Genomic DNA, 552 nt, shown 5'->3' with positions numbered 1-552 from the left:
AGCGGATCGCCAATCCGATCAACCTGGTGACAGGTGGACTGCGCGTCATCGCGCAGGGGGAAGGAGACCTGACTCGCCGCCTGGCGCGCCTCAGCTCGGACGAAACCGGCGAACTGGCCAGCTGGTTCAATCAGTTCATCGAGTCTATCCAGGGCATGATCCGGGTGATCAAGGACAATGCCGTCAGAATGGACGGCGTCTCCAGTGAGACCAGCAAGCGCACTACCGCGATGTCCGCCACGCTGCAGAGCCAGTTGAGTTCGGTGGAGCAGATCGTCACGGCCGTCACCGAGATGTCCTCGGCCGCCAATGAAGTGGCGAAAACCTGTGTGCAGACCGCCGACGTCTCGGAGCAGGGGTTGGCGGCCACGCGCAATGGCAAGGAGGTCATCGCGCGCAGCACGTCGGGGGTCAACAAGCTCGGCAGCAGCATCCAGAGTTCCAGCAAGGTGATTCAGGAGCTGGAGAAGGAAACGGTCAATATCAACAACATCCTCTCGACCATTCAGCAGATTGCTGAGCAGACCAACCTGCTGGCGCTGAACGCGGCCA

General features: G+C 61.1%; 1 protein-coding gene. It reads left to right on the top strand.

The genetic code is table 11. From position 1 onward, the window contains the following. Nucleotides 1–552: methyl-accepting chemotaxis protein (locus tag J0A65_RS25385; protein WP_206596994.1), on the top strand; the 552-nt coding region annotated here is incomplete at both ends.

Source organism: Bowmanella yangjiangensis (assembly GCF_017255015.1).
Taxonomy (GTDB): domain Bacteria; phylum Pseudomonadota; class Gammaproteobacteria; order Enterobacterales; family Alteromonadaceae; genus Bowmanella; species Bowmanella yangjiangensis.
Note: the sequence above shows the minus strand (reverse complement) of the source record. Positions and strands in the feature narration are given on the sequence as shown.